Genomic DNA, 15,121 nt, shown 5'->3' on the forward strand with positions numbered 1-15,121 from the left:
GCTGGCCCGGGCAAAATGGACTGAGATAAATTCTCAATTAACCTAACCATTTTGCATTATGAAAAAGTTACTATTAACTGGTTTAATTATTTTTTTAGGTTCATGTTCAAATGACGACTTTGACAATTCCGATGTAAGTCTGATCTCGAAAGAAACAGATAACAAAGACAAGAGTTTAGATTTTAAAAAAGCAAATGCTTCAGAGAAAAACTTTAAGGAAGTGCCAGCGGGAAAATATATCCTTCTAGTACCTGCCAAAATAAAAGGTAAAGTTGTGTCAGTGCTCAGAGATCAGATTTCGAGAAATGAATTAAAGATTTATCAGAAAAGCAATTCTGATTTAGATACGATTTCCTCTAATCATGATCCTGTCGGCACCTTACTTATCATTGCTGATCAAAGTACACTAGGATCATCATTGAAACTTGATGTAAAGGGATATATAGTCAATCTCTCAAATCTCCGCGGCCAGCAGTATAATATTGTGGATGATTTTATAATCCAATATGAGATTTCCAAACGGCAAGATTCAACGCTTCTTACAAATGAGAAGGAAACAATCCTTTCTATTTCTTCTATTTCGGAAGCAGTATTATTTAGTGAAAAAGAGAGAAAGGACAGGGACTGGGAGACCTCTACAACCAGTAAGCGCAACGGCTATTAAAGTTTTAATGGTGCTGGTTCAATTAAACTGTGCGCAACTTAAAATAAGTGATTTAATATTTTTCTAAACTGTTTGAATATGAAAAAGCGGGCTTTCTTTTATATTTTATTATTCCTTTTCAATCTCGTGAGCCTTTATTTTATAATGAAGCTTTTTGCGGCCGATCAGCTTGTGCGTTACGCTTTAAACGAAGACAGTATTACTGAAAGTCCAAGATTGACAGCATATGTTTTATACGTGTGCTGTCTGTCTAATCTGTATTTCCAGTTTCTGATATGGATGGAACATTTTTTCAAGGATAAAATTTAAATGCAGATCTGCACAAAGGACAAAAAATGATTAGAGAAATCTTAAATACAGAAATTAAAAGCATTGAAAATGATGGTATCGATGTGCTGCTGCTTACAGAGTATCAAGTGAAAAATGTGCTGCAGGTCCCATTTTCCATTTCGAATTTTTCAGTGCTTTTAATCAAAAACGGTAAAATGAATATCAGATTTCATGACGAGGCCAATATTTTGAAACGCAGAGATTTATTGCTGATTCCCTATAATTCAGTCTGCACCAAACTTGAGGTGACTTCCAACATCCAGCTTTATCTTATTCGGACGAATTTTGATTTTGCCTTTAATAACTGTTATGAAAAAGAGCTTTTGGATGCTTTCAGCTTTTTAATGCTGAAATCTGACCAAAAGATAAATCTGCAGGAAAATGATTTTAAGGTTTTATCGGTAATTTATAAACTAATGAATGCGCTGCAGTATGGAAATGAAAGACCAGAGGTTATTATTAAGCTGCGACGCATTTGCTTTAATCTCTTTATATATGAACTCAAGTTTATTCATTCCAAATATAAACCGGAGCTCGATCTTGACTTTTCAAGAAGAGAAAGCATTGTAATCCAATTCCTGACTTTACTTTCAATACATTTCAAGACACAGCACCACGTACAGTTTTATGCTGGTGCTTTGTTTATTACTCCGGGGCATCTGAATAAGATGGTTAAAGAGAGCACCGGGAAAACTGCGAAATCTTTTATAATTGAGGCACTTGTCAATGTCTCGAAAAACCTTCTTACTGATTCCAACTACACCGTGGCTAATATTGCAGGTGAACTGGAGTTCAGCAGCCCTGAAAACTTTGGCGTATTTTTTAAAAGACATACCGGTATGCTGCCAACAGAATTTCGTTCCAATAAAAAGTAAGCTGCCAAAATCGCTTCTTATTCTGCCAGAGATTGTTTAATTAATACGATAAGACGATGATTAAAATGTATCCTTTGGAATGGTTCGATTCGCTGATTATATATTCATTTGATGCAGATAGTTCCTCGATAAACGTATCGGAAAATGAATTGGACATTTTGAATGAAAGAATAGTTTCTGAAGCAAAGAAAATTAAAATTCATATTAAGAATTCTTTTTTTGAGCTGAAAAGCAAAAGGCAGATCAGGCTTCTTATAAGAAAGTATCATTCTTCATTGGTTTTTTTAATAGACAGGGCAGTAGAGATAAGAAAGAGGAAACAATTCAATTCGGCTCAGTTTAATAAAATATTTGATTTGATTGTCAATTCCCTTGATGATTTACTGTCATTTGTCGAGATCAGATATTCAGCGTTTATGAGTCTGGACCAAAGAGTATCTTACAGCTATTTTTCAGTATGGAAAAAAGAGATGCTAGCAATTTTGATGAATTTGGCTGAAATAAAAGAAAACCCAGCAGATCACGACCACGAATTGCAGTTCGTGGCAGCTCTTCTCGCTGCGCCGCTGCACAACTCCAAAAACACAAAATTTACCTACCGACAGATTTTTTATTACAGAGAGATAATCACTGAAATGCAGAAATTAGAGCATGCAGTTTCTGAGACAGAATGTATTTCAGATCTTGACCTTATGCTTATTAGAATGAATTTTAACTCCAGGGAATATGCTGAGAAACTGGTCGCTAAAATTGGCGGTTATTTAGAGGGTTTTGAGAATTTATCGGAAAGACTTGAAAAATTACTTTACATCTGGAGCATGCTGTCCAAAATTAACCCTAACTTAAAATTAACCTTTAATCCATCACAGCAGAATCTGATTCTATTTTTGGAATATTGGTTTTCCAGCGAAGTCAGATATGTTGAAAAGAAGGCTGCAATTGAAATGCAGCAGCAGACTGCCTATTATGCCGGAAGTGAATTTGTAGAGAAAGCTGATTCCAAGCTGGAATGCATGCTTTCGGGAGATCAGATTGGACTTATTTTAAGGGCGACAGATGAGGCGAGGATTATTAAGGCCAAGTCTATGAACTACATATTTAAAAGCATTGTACCTTATCTATCTACTCCAGTAAAGAAAAATCTTTCGTACCAGTCAGTCAGAAGCAACTCATATAATGCGGAAGAGCGCGATAAGGAAATTGCCATTGAAAGTCTTGAGAAAATTATCCGTAAAATAAAAACGTATTAGATTTTATTGCCGTGTATAATTTGACAACCCTTTAAATTCAAGCATTTTGAAAGGGTACAAAAAGGATACAGAAAAGTTGTACTTGTAGAAAATTTATACTTACCGTTCCTTTGGCCTGTAGAATAAATCCCGCCAGCTTTTAACTGAGGGCGGTTTTCATAGAAAAGGATACAATGTTGAACGATAAAATGAGGAGCTATGATTACAAATATTTCATGGGGCAGTTATCTGACCGCGGCTGGTATTGCTATAATTTTCTGGTATCTGATAATCTTACTGAAATTTTACAGTGGCGATTTAAAGAAAATCTTATCAGGTGAAAAGAAACTGCAGATACCATTTCAAAAAAAAACTTCTAAAAATATACAGGATATAAAATCAATATCCGATTCATTTCCAAAATCTTTCGATACGCTGCGCGATGCAGAAAAACTTTCCGAGCGGATTAAGGATGCCGCTAAAGAATGTTCTGAAAAGAATTTATCAAAACAGCAGTTTGAAAACTATTTAAGAATGCTTCTGGAAGAATATCCTTATGTTAAAATTTCTTCTCTCAAGGAAAACATTAACCAGCTTATTGTTTCTGAGTCCCAACAATATCCCAATCTTCTTTTAAGTTTGAGCGAAGCAGACAGTCTATGGGAAGGATCGGTATTTTAAAAAATTCAGAAGAGGAATATTCCCCGTTCTCTCTGGTGCGGTATGGCTTTATGTGACAGGAAAAATAGAGCTGCAACGGCGGTATTCCTCTTCTTTTTACTAATAACTTTAAAAAATGTGTGTGATGAAAAAATGCAGATGGAAATTAAAAAGTCTTATTAGACGATTAAGAGCTATGGGATCGTCGCTGCTGATGATTTTACTGAGTAATGCTATTTATGGCCAGGATGGTGTGGCGGGAATCAATGAGGCCAACCAGAAAGTGAGAAGCTACTTTGATGCGGGAACTGAACTAATGTACGCAGTAGGAGCAATCCTCGGGCTGATAGGTGCTGTAAAAGTATACCAGAAATGGAATGCCGGAGATCCTGATACTGGGAAAGTCGCTGCTGCCTGGTTTGGAAGCTGTGTGTTTCTGGTGGTGGTTGCTACGGTAATCAAGTCCTTCTTCGGAGTATAAACGATACTAAAAATGAGTAACAGTGTTTATTCGATTAACAAAGGAATCAATCAGAGTATAGAATTTAAGGTGCTTAAAGCGCAGTACATCTGGTATTTGGGCGGAGGTGTTGTCGGCCTTATGATTTTGTTTGCTGTTATGTATATAATTGGAATTCCTTCCTTGATATGCATTGCCTTTATTGGAGCTTCAGGAACGTTTCTTGTTTTTAAAATATACGGAATGAGTAATACTTACGGCGAGTACGGAATGATGAAGGCTTTGGCTAGGAAACAGATTCCTAAGTGGATTAAAGTCTATAGCAGAGAAGTTTTTACAAAGTTATAGTTATAAAACGTTAATGGTAAAAATGTAGAATGAATGGAGAAGAAGATGGAAGATCTGCTGCCCATTATGGCAGTGGAGCATAACTGCATATTGTCAAAACAGGGAGATGTAACTGTTGTATTTAAGGCTGAACTGCCTGAAATATTTACAATGTCGGATCAGGAATATGAAGCGTTCCACCAGTCGTGGATAAAGGCTATAAAAGTATTGCCGAAGTTCAGTGTTTTTCACAAACAGGACTGGTTTTTAGAGAGTGCCTACAAGGCCGATTTTAAAAGTGAAGACAGCAGTTTTCTGACCAGAAGCAGCGAGCGTTTCTTCAACGAAAGACCTTTTCTGGATCATTGCTGCTACATCATGATGACCAAGAAACCGGCGGGAAGAAGAAATGCAACCTCATTGTTTTCTAATCTGCTTAGAAGTTCCATAGTACCCGAGGAAACTTTAAAACCGCAGCTGCTGCAGGATTTTGCAGATGCCTGCGGCCAGTTTAAAAGGATTATGGAAGACAGCGGATTTATAAAGCTGGAGCGTCTGAAAAATGAATCGCTTAGAAGCGAGAGCAGAAGAATTGGGCTGGTAGAAAAATACTGTTTTTTATCTGAGCGGGAAGAATCCTTTATTTTTAAAGATATACAATTTGATCAGGGACTGGCAGTAGGGGATAAATACTGCCAGCTCTTTACGCTGGGTGATGCGGCTGATCTGCCTGGATTATGCGGATCCAGGATTAATTACGACCGTTATTCGACTGATAAGACAAAATTCAGCGTTGGCTTTGCTTCAACCCTCGGCCAGCTATTGTCCTGCAATCATATTTACAATCAGTATATTTTCATTGAAGATGCGCAGAAAGCCATCCAGAAGCTTGAAAGCAAGAGGTTAAGACTGCAGTCTCTTTCGGCATACAGCAGGGAGAACATGATCGCCAGAGATGCCACTAATGATTTCCTGAACGAAGCAGTATCACAGCAGAGGCTTCCGGTTAAAGCGCATTTTAATGTCCTGACCTGGAGCGCAGACAAGGAAGAACTGAAAGAGATTAAAAATAAGGTATCTTCTGCGATGGCTCAGATGGATGCCGCAGCTAAACAGGAGACTGTAGGTGCTGCTCAGATCTACTGGGCAGGAATACCCGGAAATGCAGCTGACTTTCCCATGAATGACACTTTTGACACCTTTACAGAACAGGCAGTATGCTTTCTGAATATGGAAACGGGATATAAATCTTCCCTGAGTCCCTGCGGCATCAGGCTTGGAGACAGGCTGACAGGAAAACCGGTTCATGTGGATATCAGCGACGAGCCTGTCAGGTTGGGTATCTGTACAAACAGGAACAAATTTATATTGGGCCCATCAGGAAGCGGGAAATCATTTTTCACCAATCATATGGTCAGAAGCTATTATGAGCAGGGGACACATATCGTGCTGGTGGATGTCGGACACAGCTACAAGGGACTATGCGATATGGTAAAGGGGTATTATTTCACTTACGATGAAAAGAATCCGATCCGTTTTAATCCTTTTTATATTTCTGAGGGAGACAGTCTGGACACGGAGAAAAAAGAAAGCATTAAAACCCTGCTGCTGGCACTCTGGAAGAAAGACGATGAAACCTTTAACAGGAGCGAGTATGTAGCACTCTCCAATGCCCTGCAACTGTATTACGAAAAATTGGATTCGAATGGAGAAATATTTCCCTGTTTTAACACCTTCTATGAATTTTTGAAAGGTGATTTTATTTCTATTTTGGAAAGCGACAAGGTAAAAGAAAAGGACTTTGACGTAAATAATTTCCTGTATGTACTTAGACCTTATTATCAGGGTGGCGAATTTGATTATCTGCTGAACGCGACTGAAAATCTCGATCTTTTGAAAGAACGTTTTATTGTCTTTGAACTTGATAACATAAAAGACCATCCGATTCTTTTTCCTGTTGTGACCATCATAATTATGGAAGTGTTTATTAACAAGATGCGGAAACTGAAAGGCATCCGAAAAATGATACTCATTGAAGAAGCATGGAAAGCACTGATGAAGGAGGGTTTTGCAGATTACATAAAATATCTTTTCAAGACTGTTCGGAAGTTCTTTGGAGAAGCGATTGTGGTCACGCAGGAAGTTGAGGATATTATTTCTTCACCTGTTGTAAAACAGGCTATTATCAACAACAGCGACTGCAAGATCCTGCTGGACCAGAGCAAATACCAGAACAAATTTGATCAGATCCAGGAACTGCTGGGACTTACCGATAAAGAAAAGGCGCTGGTTTTATCAGTAAACAAAGCCAATGATCCAGCTCGAAAATACAAGGAAGTTTTTATCTCTTTAGGAGGGATGCTTTCCAAGGTGTATCGCACGGAAGTTTCTCTTGAGGAATATCTGGCGTACACGACCGAGGAAAGCGAAAAAGTGAAGATGAATGCCTATGCGCAGAAGTTTGGAGGGGACATAAAGAAGGGAATAGCTGCAATGGCGCAGGATATGAGAAATGGAATTAAATGAAAAAGAAAAATGAAAAAGAAATTAATTGTCTTTATGATCTGCTTGCTGCTTGTCGGCACTTCGGCAAGACCTGCTGAAAAAGTAACGGTACTGCCGATACTCGAGATTGTAAAAGCAGTAACCAAAAAAGTAATCAAAGCAATCGATCTTCGAATCCAAAGACTGCAGAATAAGACCATCTGGCTTCAGAATGCACAGAAGCAGGTGGAAAATGTTCTCTCCAAACTTAAACTTGATGAAATATCGGACTGGACCCAGAAGCAGAAAGATCTATATAAAAACTATTATGAAGAGCTGGCAAAAGTAAAGTCAATTATTACCTACTACCATAGGATAAAGGAAATTACCAAAAAGCAAACGCAGCTTGTTCAGGAATATGAAAGAGCCTGGAATCTTTTCAGGCAGGATACCCATTTTAAAGACAGCGAAATCCAATATATGGAGGGCGTTTACAATGGAATACTGGAGGAAAGCGTGAAGAATATCGACCAGATTTTTTTGATTCTGGATTCTTTTGCCACGCAGATGAGCGATCTCAAGCGTCTTGAAATCATCAATACCGCAGCCGATCAGATTGATTCAAACTATGATGACCTCAAGATGTTTAACCAGCAGAACATACTGCTGAGCCTGCAGAGGGCTAAAACAGAAGCAGATGTAAATAGGGTGAAACAATTTTACGGAATTCCATAATTAAATAAGAAAAATGAAAAAGACAGCTGTAATACTAATAACGCTTTGTGTTTTTAATCAAAGCATGCACGGGCAGGCAAAGCAGAGGAAGGAACTGATCCTTCAGATCGCGGCGCTTCAGGTTTATATAGACTATGCAAAGAAAGGTTATTCGGCAGTATCAAAGGGACTTAATTTCATCGGTGATGCCAGAAAAGGAGAACTGAACCTGCACGGTGATTATTTTACGTCTTTATTAAAGATCAATCCAAAGATCAGGAATTATTATAAAACAGCCGAGATCATATCGCTGCAGTTTAAGATAATGAACCTCTGCCGAAAGACTTTAGCTGACGTTAAAACGGCAGATTTGTTTCATGGGAGTGAGCTTGATTATATCGAGAGGTCTTTTGGAAGGCTGCTGCAGAATTGCAGCCAGACTCTTGAACAGCTGCTGGTAATAACCACGGATTCAGAACTGGAACTAAAAGATGACCAGAGACTCGAAAGAATTGACCAGCTGCACAAAACTATGCAGGATGATTATAATTTCTGCCTCTCTTTCTGCAGCGAAGCCAGACTTCTGTCGGTTTCAAAAACTGCAGATAAGAAGGATTCTAAAGGATTAAGTGAATTGTACGGATTATAAACTTTATGATGATGAAAAAGATAGTATTGTTTATGGCTGTAATCTGCCTGTTTCTGAGTCCGGAAAAATCAAAGGCGCAGTCAGCAGAAATTCAGCAGCTGATTTTGAATATTGAGAAGCTTTCTCAGTTCAAGAAAATCCTCAGTGACATGAAAAAGGGTTATGAGCTGCTGTCAGGAGGATACAAAACGGTCAAAGAGATGACCGAAGGAAATTTCAGCCTCCATAAAACTTTTCTGGACGCACTGATGCAGGTAAGCCCGGCGGTGAGAAATTACAAAAGGGTAGGAGAGATAGTGGATTATCAGATTTCAATTGTGAGGGAAAGCCAAATCAGCATGAACCGATATGTAAAAAGCGGGAATTTCAGTGGAGATGAAATACAATATTTTGAAAAAGTTTACGGAAACCTGCTAAATCAAAGCCTGCGCAATATTGATGAACTTACGATGGCCATAACTGCCGATAAGCTCAGAATGTCGGATGATGATAGGCTGAAGGCAATTGATGAAATCTATGGACAGATGCAGGATAAGCTGCTTTTCTTACGAAACTTTAATGCCTCATCCAATATTCTGGCTCTTCAGAGATCAAAGGAGAAAAATGATGTATTTGTTTCAAAGAGCTTTCAGGAATTTAAAGAATAGACTATGAAATGGCCAGTAAACGAAAATGCAGTATTTGTAATACTTATCATGGTACTGCTTCCCTGGAGTATAGCAGCGCAGGGACTAGGAGACGAGATGAATAGTCTTCATGGGGTCTTAGACCAGCTTTACGATGAAATGATGCCGTTGTGCGGCAACCTTATCGCAGTCGGGCAGGGAATAGCGGGCTTTGGAACTATATGGTACATTTCTTCACGCGTGTGGAGGCATATAGCAAGCGCCGAGCCGATTGATTTTTATCCGCTCTTCCGTCCCTTTGTGATAGGATTCTGCATCATGATTTTTCCTTCGGTGCTGGCGCTTATCAACGGGGTTATGAAACCAACTGTAACGGCAACAGCCGCTATGGTAACAGGCTCTAACAATGCGGTAGCTGTTCTGCTTAAAGAGAAAGAAAAAGCAATTAAAGAAACCGATCCATGGAAAATGTATGTGGGAGCTGGAGGGACGGGTGATCGTGACAGATGGTATAAATATACGCATGACGGTGCCGATCCATCCGATGAGAGCATGCTGGCAGGAATAGGTAATGATGTAAAATTTGCCATGGAAAAAGCTTCCTACAGTTTCCGGAATTCGGTTAAGGAATGGCTAAGCGAGGTGCTGCGGGTTTTGTTCGAAGCCGCGGCCTTATGCATTGACACGCTTCGGACATTTCAGCTGGTGGTGCTTTCCATTTTGGGACCGCTGGTATTTGGGATTGCGGTATTTGACGGTTTCCAGCACACGCTCACTGTCTGGCTTGCCCGATATATCAATATTTACCTGTGGCTTCCCGTTGCCAATATTTTCGGAAGCATAATCGGTAAAATCCAGGAGCTTATGCTTAAGCTGGACCTGTCACAGGTGCAGGCAACAGGAGACACTTTTTTCAGCAGAACCGATATGTCCTATTTAATCTTTATGATAATTGGAATCATAGGCTATTTTACGGTGCCTTCTGTGGCAAACTATATAGTTCATGCAGGCGGAGGAGGAGCATTGGGCCATAAAGTGACAAGTATGTTTGGCAATATGGCCAGTTCTGTTGTGAGGACTTCTACAAATGCAGTTGGGATGGCCGCTGATGCAATGGGAGATGCTGATCGGAGAATGACCAGCAGCATGGCTGCGACAGCGGGAAGCAGTCCCTATTTCCAAGATAAAGGAAATTATATGAATGACAGGCTTAAAGGAAATTCTAAACAGACTTAAAACCAACGTCCCATGTTTACGAAAATGAAAAACATAGATACCGCTTTCAGATATGTGAGAGGCTTCACAATGCTTGTAATTGCCGGCTGCATCATAATAAGCTGCTATGCAGTCTACAAAAGTTTCCATACGGTAAGCCTTATGCAGGATAAAGTATATATTCTGGCAAACGGAAAAGCGCTGGAAGCATATGCCTCGGAAAGAAAGGATAATATTGCTGTGGAAGCCAGGGACCATATAAAGACTTTTCACAAGTTTTTCTTCAGCCTGGACCCTGATGATAAGGTCATTAAAACCAATATTACAAAAGCCCTTTATCTGGCAGATGACAGCGCCAAACGCATTTACGATGATCTGAAAGAGAATAATTTTTATTCCGGCATCATTTCGGGGAATATCAGCCAGACCATTCAGATTGACAGCGTGAGTATTGATATCCGCGAGTATCCCTACCGCTTTAGATGTTATGCGCGGCAGAGCATTATACGGACTACCAGCATTATGAAAAGGAGCCTTCTGACCGAAGGTTCGCTCCGCAATGTATCAAGAAGCGATAACAATCCGCACGGTTTTCTTATCGAGCGCTTCAATACCATTGAAAATAAGGATATCTCCGCTGAAACCAGAAAATGAAATTTATGAAATCCTTATTTAAAAGACGGACTGAACCCTTTGTGTACCACAGGTATTATCTGCTGGTGCAGAAAAGATGGGCAGAAAAAATGCAGAGAGCCACAGCCGGGCTCTCTAAAACAAAACTGATCTTGGGTCTTCTGTTCTTTACGGTCTTGGCATCGGGTTATCTAATCTATAATCTGTACAGGACATTTTATAAAGAAGCCGGTGCTGGAGCAGCTTCAAAAATTAAGACAATCAACTTAAAAAACTAAAATTATGCAAGAGAATATAGTATCTCCGAAGGAAACTAAGAAAAGAAAGATGCTTTTAATGCTGCCTCTTATAACATTTCCATTTCTGACATTCTTATTCTATTCGTTAGGAGGAGGAAGAGTGGAAGCTAAAACAGCAGCGAATAGTGAAAAGAAGGGATTTAATTTTAACCTGCCCCTGCCCAAATTTAAAGAGGATTCAGCACTGGATAAGATGAGCTATTATGATCAGGCTGCGGTTGATTCGATAAAGCTGCGGGAGCAGATCAAAAAAGATCCCAACTATTTTGATAACAAAGCCGCGGAGGATAAAACAGATTCTTTTGCCACAGACGATTTTGAATCCCGTATGCTTCCAAAAAACAGATCGGCTTTTAATTCCAAGTCTTTTCAGGACCGCAATGAACAAAAGGTTTATGAGAAGCTTAAGGCTCTTGAAAAAGTAATCAGCCAGCCTGCTGTCCAGAGTTACGGTCAGGATATGAGGGAATTTGAGAATTACGGCACTTCTGGGGGCGAATCAGAAGAAATCAGAAAGCTGGAAGGGCTTATGTCAGCGATGAGCGCACCGCAGGAAGCTGATCCTGAACTTCAGCAGTTAGGCGGTATGCTTGAAAATATTTTGGATATACAGCATCCGCAGCGCGTGCAGGAAAGACTAAAGCAGACATCTGACAGTAAAAAGGGAAAAATATATTCCGTGCAGAAAAAAGCTATAGAGAATCACATAAGCTCCCTTCAGCGGAATGCCGATATGCAGACGTATTTAAAAACAAATGAATTTTATCCTCTGGACGACTCGCAGCCTGCAGAAGAAATACAAAACGCTATTGAAGCAGTTGTGCATCAGACGCAGACTATTGTTAACGGATCGGTGGTTAAATTAAGGCTTACGAATGATATCTTCCTGCAAGGAACTAATATACCCAGAAATACTTTTCTGTATGGGATGGCGGCTTTAAAAGGAGAGAGGCTTGATGTAAAGATCACAAACATCCAGTACAATAATTCGATATTTCCCGTGGATCTGGCCGTCTATGACATTGACGGCATTGACGGCATCTATATTCCCGGAGCGATTAACAGGGATGTTGCCAAAGCATCTGCAGACCGTTCCATTCAGAGTCTTGGTCTTAGCGGGATTTCGGATTCATGGGGTGCACAGGCAGCAGGAATGGGAATCGAGGCAGCCAAAAGTCTTATGAGCAAAAAGGTAAAACTTATAAAAGTGGTTGTGAAAGCAGGCTATAAAGTACTGCTGTATGATGAAAAACAAAAGAATATAAAACCTTAAAACAGCGAAAAATGAAACGAGCGGATTATTTGTTTTTGATGAGCTGGATGCTGATCTGCATTTCAGTTTATCCTCAATTAAACGGAAAAGGAAATATCTTTTACGAAGACCAATATTCGAACCTGCAGATAGGCTTTTCCAAAACCACAAGCATCGTTTTCCCTTATCCAATCAAAAGCATTGACAAAGGGAGCGCAGATGTGCTGGTGCAGAAAGCAAAAGGCGTTGAGAATATAGTGCTTGTCAAAGCGGCAAAGCAGTATTTTATACAAACCAATCTCACAGCCGTCACTTCTGACGGCCGATTATACGTGTTTGTGTTGAACTATAATGATGAGTGCCCTGATCTAAATATTAATGCTGAAAATGCAGCGCCAGCAAGCAGGGATGTACTGTTTTCTTTCGAAAACGAAAATCAGAAAATAATTGAAAAGTGCGCTTTACTCGCGTTATCTAAAAAGAAAAAGACCAGCGGATTAAAAAAATCCAAGTATCAGATCAGACTGGAAGTAAACGGCATCTTTATACATCAGGATGTTTTGTATCTGCGTGTTGTTTTTGAAAACAAATCAAAGATTAACTACGATATTGACCAGCTCCGTTTTTTTATCAGAGACCAGAAGAAGTCAAAACGCACCGCATCGCAGGAAATAGAACTTCAGCCTTTATACGCAACTTCATCTTCCTCTGTAATTCCGTATAAATCTGAAATAATTAAAGTCTATGCGCTGGAGAAATTTACTATTCCTGAGAATCAGTATCTGACACTTCAGATGATTGAAAAAAACGGCGGAAGACATTTGGAAGTAGATATAAATAGTAATCTGACTGAGAAGGTATTTCCAATTACAGAATTCAATATTGACACTTTTTAATTTTTAAAATAGATTATGATTATCAATCGCGCTGACACTGAAATGATGTTGTCATACATTGAAGAAATGGTTTTCTATGGCTATTATTATGTGGCTTTTAATGCAGATAAGATAACTGAAATCAATAAAATAAAGTTTTTCAGGTACCCTTTGGATGCAAAGGATTATTGTCTGGCGAAGGCTAATGATGCTGAATATGCTCAGCATGTGCCGATTGAAGAAATCATATCTGACTTAAAAGCAGTTTTAAAGAGTGAGTTAGATAATTCCAAAAATGAAACAATAAAAGTTACCGGATTTTCCAAAAGGGAACGAGACGGGAAAGAATTTTTAGAAAATAATTTAAATGCAAACAAAATGAATGAGAAAAATTTAGAATACCTGAAAGACCAGTTGAAATATACTGGGTTTGGAGAAACGTTCGATGCCGAACTGCGAGAGAACATAATGAAAGGAGATAAGGATTTTAAAATCATGCACACCGGCATTATGAACAATGGTGTCCCAAATAAGGACACCTTAACTGTAGAATTAAACTTCAAGAAGTCCGAGCAGACTGATATGTACTTTTTTAATTCCTATCACGTCAATCTTCAGAAAGAAGAAAACAAACCTGGCATGGAACAGACCTTTTACATCAACAAAGACAGCGCCAGCATTACAATGAAAGAGGCCTATAATTTAATGGAAGGCAGATCTGTCAATAAAGATCTTAAGAATAAAGAAGGCGAGAGTTATAATTGCTGGTTGAAAATAAACTTCAAAGAATCAGATTCGCAGGGAAATTTTAAACTCAATCAATACCATCAGAACTACGGGTATGATCTGGAAGCAAGTCTGGCAAAACATTCAATAAAAGAACTCAATACTCCGCAGTATAAAGAAGACCTTTTGAATTCGCTTAAGAAGGGAAATCTTCAGTCGGCGACTTTTGTTGTCGGCGGTGCTGAAAGCAAAATGTATGTGGAGGCTAATCCGCAGTTTAAGACGGTCAATGTCTATGATGCAAACTTCCAGCGAATCAACCATCGAGAGAGCAAGGAAGAGAAGAAGGTTGAATCTCAAAAGGAATCCGTTTCTAAAGATCACAAACAGAGTTCAGATTCAGATGAAGGGGATTCAGGGAAGAAGGATAATAAAGTAAAGAAAAGAAAATCTCCTTCACTTTAAATTATGGATACTTTAAAGCCTTTATCGGATTTTTTCACCGCAATAAAGAATGATTATCGGATCAGTCCAATGCATATTGCCATTTATGCGGCTTTACTGCAGTTCAGATCCGTTAAGGGCTTTATTAATCCAATTTTTGTATTCAGCTCGGAGATCATTGTTATTGCCAAAGTTTCCTCTGCAAATACATATCATAAATGTGTCCAAGAGCTTCACCAATATGGATACTTAAAGTATAAGCCCTCTTTTAAGAAAACACGAGGGAGTGAAATATATTTTTTGTTTTCAGCTGATGCGGACCTCTAAAGTTTTCTGCAATTAATAACTTTTATATAATTAAGGGATGAATGAATTTGTGACCAAGGAAGACTTAAAAGAGTTTGGTGTTCTTCTGCTTGATAAAATACAGGCTGTATTTAAAGATAAGGATTCTGGAGGGAAAGAAAATTTGGAACCAGAGTGGATTAGAAGCAAGTCTGTGAGAAAATTGCTTGATATTTCAGCAGGCTCAGTACAGAATCTTAGAATAAGCCAAAAAGTCCGTTTCAAAAAAGTGTTTGGCTCGTACTACTACAATAAAGAAGATCTTCAAAAACTATTTGATGATGAAGCAAAACAATAGATTGAAAGAAAGGAAG

The 15,121-nt window shown here is 38.9% G+C and carries 17 protein-coding genes; all 17 read left to right on the forward strand.

Features of this window, described 5'->3' with window-relative positions:
- The first annotated feature begins 58 nt into the window (after positions 1–58).
- The 17 genes from BKM63_RS14560 (at position 59) to BKM63_RS14645 (ending at position 15,105) form a co-directional block, all read left to right on the forward strand.
- On the forward strand, positions 59–664 hold the full coding sequence (locus BKM63_RS14560; protein ID WP_071637278.1) for a hypothetical protein: 606 nt from the start codon (positions 59–61) through the stop codon (positions 662–664).
- A gap of 335 nt (positions 665–999) precedes the next feature.
- A complete protein-coding gene (locus BKM63_RS14565) occupies positions 1,000–1,869 on the forward strand; it encodes a helix-turn-helix domain-containing protein (protein WP_071637279.1) in 870 nt (289 codons plus the stop codon).
- A 56-nt stretch (positions 1,870–1,925) separates the two neighbouring features.
- Positions 1,926–3,119, forward strand: coding sequence for a hypothetical protein (locus BKM63_RS14570; RefSeq protein ID WP_071637280.1), 1,194 nt, complete (start codon positions 1,926–1,928; stop codon positions 3,117–3,119).
- Between the two features lie 198 nt (positions 3,120–3,317).
- Positions 3,318–3,779 (forward strand): hypothetical protein, encoded by a 462-nt coding sequence (locus tag BKM63_RS14575; RefSeq protein WP_071637281.1) that lies wholly within the window; start codon positions 3,318–3,320, stop codon positions 3,777–3,779.
- Positions 3,780–3,903: 124 nt separating this feature from the next.
- Positions 3,904–4,239 carry a DUF4134 domain-containing protein gene (locus BKM63_RS14580; protein WP_071637382.1) on the forward strand — a complete coding sequence of 112 codons (336 nt, stop codon included), beginning with the start codon at positions 3,904–3,906 and terminating at the stop codon, positions 4,237–4,239.
- A 12-nt stretch (positions 4,240–4,251) separates the two neighbouring features.
- Positions 4,252–4,566, forward strand: coding sequence for a DUF4133 domain-containing protein (locus BKM63_RS14585; protein ID WP_071637282.1), 315 nt, complete (start codon positions 4,252–4,254; stop codon positions 4,564–4,566).
- A gap of 33 nt (positions 4,567–4,599) precedes the next feature.
- Positions 4,600–7,071 carry a TraG family conjugative transposon ATPase gene (locus BKM63_RS14590; protein ID WP_071637283.1) on the forward strand — a complete coding sequence of 824 codons (2,472 nt, stop codon included), beginning with the start codon at positions 4,600–4,602 and terminating at the stop codon, positions 7,069–7,071.
- A 9-nt stretch (positions 7,072–7,080) separates the two neighbouring features.
- Entirely contained in the window at positions 7,081–7,764 is a 684-nt protein-coding gene (locus tag BKM63_RS14595; RefSeq protein WP_071637284.1) for a conjugal transfer protein TraI, read from the forward strand.
- 13 nt (positions 7,765–7,777) lie between these two features.
- Complete coding sequence (locus tag BKM63_RS14600) at positions 7,778–8,392, forward strand: hypothetical protein (protein ID WP_071637285.1); 615 nt, start codon at positions 7,778–7,780, stop codon at positions 8,390–8,392.
- A gap of 11 nt (positions 8,393–8,403) precedes the next feature.
- A complete protein-coding gene (locus BKM63_RS14605) occupies positions 8,404–9,039 on the forward strand; it encodes a hypothetical protein (protein WP_071637286.1) in 636 nt (211 codons plus the stop codon).
- A gap of 48 nt (positions 9,040–9,087) precedes the next feature.
- A complete protein-coding gene (gene traJ / locus BKM63_RS14610) occupies positions 9,088–10,254 on the forward strand; it encodes a conjugative transposon protein TraJ (RefSeq protein ID WP_431733024.1) in 1,167 nt (388 codons plus the stop codon).
- A gap of 12 nt (positions 10,255–10,266) precedes the next feature.
- On the forward strand, positions 10,267–10,887 hold the full coding sequence (traK, locus tag BKM63_RS14615; RefSeq protein ID WP_071637288.1) for a conjugative transposon protein TraK: 621 nt from the start codon (positions 10,267–10,269) through the stop codon (positions 10,885–10,887).
- Between the two features lie 5 nt (positions 10,888–10,892).
- Positions 10,893–11,144 carry a hypothetical protein gene (locus BKM63_RS14620; protein WP_123907078.1) on the forward strand — a complete coding sequence of 84 codons (252 nt, stop codon included), beginning with the start codon at positions 10,893–10,895 and terminating at the stop codon, positions 11,142–11,144.
- Positions 11,145–11,148: 4 nt separating this feature from the next.
- Complete coding sequence (gene traM, locus BKM63_RS14625; RefSeq protein ID WP_071637290.1) at positions 11,149–12,438, forward strand: conjugative transposon protein TraM; 1,290 nt, start codon at positions 11,149–11,151, stop codon at positions 12,436–12,438.
- A gap of 11 nt (positions 12,439–12,449) precedes the next feature.
- Positions 12,450–13,313, forward strand: a complete 864-nt coding sequence (gene traN / locus BKM63_RS14630) for a conjugative transposon protein TraN (RefSeq protein ID WP_071637291.1) — start codon at positions 12,450–12,452, stop codon at positions 13,311–13,313.
- 15 nt (positions 13,314–13,328) lie between these two features.
- Positions 13,329–14,483: a hypothetical protein gene (locus BKM63_RS14635; protein ID WP_083572236.1), complete on the forward strand. Its 1,155-nt coding sequence runs from the start codon at positions 13,329–13,331 to the stop codon at positions 14,481–14,483.
- A gap of 343 nt (positions 14,484–14,826) precedes the next feature.
- Positions 14,827–15,105, forward strand: coding sequence for a DNA-binding protein (locus BKM63_RS14645; RefSeq protein ID WP_071637293.1), 279 nt, complete (start codon positions 14,827–14,829; stop codon positions 15,103–15,105).
- Positions 15,106–15,121 lie beyond the last annotated feature (16 nt).

The sequence above is a fragment of the Flavobacterium johnsoniae genome, from assembly GCF_001879205.1.
Classification (GTDB): Bacteria; Bacteroidota; Bacteroidia; order Flavobacteriales; family Flavobacteriaceae; genus Flavobacterium; species Flavobacterium johnsoniae_A.

Bases quoted from the DNA above. Each gene is read 5' to 3' on its own strand.
- BKM63_RS14560 (WP_071637278.1), top strand. From the start codon at position 59: ATGAAAAAGTTACTATTAACTGGTTTAATTATTTTTTTAGGTTCATGT.
- BKM63_RS14565 (WP_071637279.1), top strand. From the start codon at position 1,000: ATGATTAGAGAAATCTTAAATACAGAAATTAAAAGCATTGAAAATGAT.
- BKM63_RS14570 (WP_071637280.1), top strand. From the start codon at position 1,926: ATGATTAAAATGTATCCTTTGGAATGGTTCGATTCGCTGATTATATAT.
- BKM63_RS14575 (WP_071637281.1), top strand. From the start codon at position 3,318: ATGATTACAAATATTTCATGGGGCAGTTATCTGACCGCGGCTGGTATT.
- BKM63_RS14580 (WP_071637382.1), top strand. From the start codon at position 3,904: ATGAAAAAATGCAGATGGAAATTAAAAAGTCTTATTAGACGATTAAGA.
- BKM63_RS14585 (WP_071637282.1), top strand. From the start codon at position 4,252: ATGAGTAACAGTGTTTATTCGATTAACAAAGGAATCAATCAGAGTATA.
- BKM63_RS14590 (WP_071637283.1), top strand. From the start codon at position 4,600: ATGGAGAAGAAGATGGAAGATCTGCTGCCCATTATGGCAGTGGAGCAT.
- BKM63_RS14595 (WP_071637284.1), top strand. From the start codon at position 7,081: ATGAAAAAGAAATTAATTGTCTTTATGATCTGCTTGCTGCTTGTCGGC.
- BKM63_RS14600 (WP_071637285.1), top strand. From the start codon at position 7,778: ATGAAAAAGACAGCTGTAATACTAATAACGCTTTGTGTTTTTAATCAA.
- BKM63_RS14605 (WP_071637286.1), top strand. From the start codon at position 8,404: ATGAAAAAGATAGTATTGTTTATGGCTGTAATCTGCCTGTTTCTGAGT.
- traJ (WP_431733024.1), top strand. From the start codon at position 9,088: ATGGTACTGCTTCCCTGGAGTATAGCAGCGCAGGGACTAGGAGACGAG.
- traK (WP_071637288.1), top strand. From the start codon at position 10,267: ATGTTTACGAAAATGAAAAACATAGATACCGCTTTCAGATATGTGAGA.
- BKM63_RS14620 (WP_123907078.1), top strand. From the start codon at position 10,893: ATGAAATCCTTATTTAAAAGACGGACTGAACCCTTTGTGTACCACAGG.
- traM (WP_071637290.1), top strand. From the start codon at position 11,149: ATGCAAGAGAATATAGTATCTCCGAAGGAAACTAAGAAAAGAAAGATG.
- traN (WP_071637291.1), top strand. From the start codon at position 12,450: ATGAAACGAGCGGATTATTTGTTTTTGATGAGCTGGATGCTGATCTGC.
- BKM63_RS14635 (WP_083572236.1), top strand. From the start codon at position 13,329: ATGATTATCAATCGCGCTGACACTGAAATGATGTTGTCATACATTGAA.
- BKM63_RS14645 (WP_071637293.1), top strand. From the start codon at position 14,827: ATGAATGAATTTGTGACCAAGGAAGACTTAAAAGAGTTTGGTGTTCTT.